This is a genomic window from Rhizobium hidalgonense, assembly GCF_002914525.1.
GTDB classification, from domain to species: domain Bacteria; phylum Pseudomonadota; class Alphaproteobacteria; order Rhizobiales; family Rhizobiaceae; genus Rhizobium; species Rhizobium hidalgonense.
On record NZ_LODW01000072.1, the window covers coordinates 1 to 983 of the forward strand.

The 983-nt window shown below is 57.6% G+C and carries 1 protein-coding gene and 1 pseudogene; both read left to right on the forward strand.

Annotated elements, in window-relative coordinates:
- On the forward strand, nucleotides 1-771 hold a 771-nt coding region (locus ATY29_RS24045), incomplete at its 5' end, for a reverse transcriptase domain-containing protein (RefSeq protein WP_244597433.1).
- An 80-nt stretch (nucleotides 772-851) separates the two neighbouring features.
- A pseudogene (locus ATY29_RS24055) lies at nucleotides 852-983 on the forward strand (IS630 family transposase); the annotation flags it as partial.

Genomic DNA, 983 nt, shown 5'->3' on the forward strand with positions numbered 1-983 from the left:
AAATGCAACTGGGCTCTGCTCTACATCGAAAGATGGTTGACCGCGCCTATGGAAAAGAACGGAGAAGTCATTGAGCGGACGCGCGGTACCCCGCAAGGGGGCGTGGTCAGCCCGATCCTATCGAATCTCTTCCTGCATTACGCGTTTGACGTCTGGATGACCCGGACGCATCCGGATCTACCATGGTGTCGGTATGCAGACGATGGTCTGGTGCACTGCCGGACCGAGCAGGAAGCAGAGGTCCTCATGGTCGAGCTCCAAGCGCGGCTGGCAGAATGCGGACTTCAGATGCATCCGACTAAGACCCATATCGTCTACTGCAAAGATAATCGGCGACGGGAAATGTATCCGACTGTCAAATTTGACTTCCTTGGATACCAGTTCAGGCCGCGACAGGTGGCAACTTCACAGCGGAATGAGTTCTTCTGTGGCTATACCCCAGCGGCCAGTCCGGCGGCGCTAAAATCGATGCGGGCCACGATCAAGAGCTTGAACATTCCGCGGCAAACGCCGGGGACGCTGGCTGAAATCGCCAAACAGATCAATCCGCTCCTCCGGGGATGGATTGCCTATTATGGGCGGTTCAGTCGTTCGGCCCTGTTCTCTCTGGCTGACTATGTCAATCGGAAGCTCAAGGCCTGGATCATGCGAAAGTACAAGCGCTTTCGGTTCCACAAAACTCGGGCTTCGCAGTTCCTGCGGCAACTTGCCCGAGATAGACGGGACCTCTTCGTACACTGGCAGGCGTTCGGAACGAACACGTTTACCTGATGGGAGCGGTGTGAATCGAGAGGTTCACGCACCGTTCTGCGAGAGGCCGGCAGGTGAAATCCCTCCGGCCTACTCACCCCTGGACGAAGACGAACATGGCGCCGCTCAGAGGCTGGGCGCCGCGTGGCGAACGGCTCTTGGACAAAGCTCCTTTCGGCCATTGGAATACGATGACGTTCATCGCCGCGCTTCGAACCGACCGCGTCAGCGCA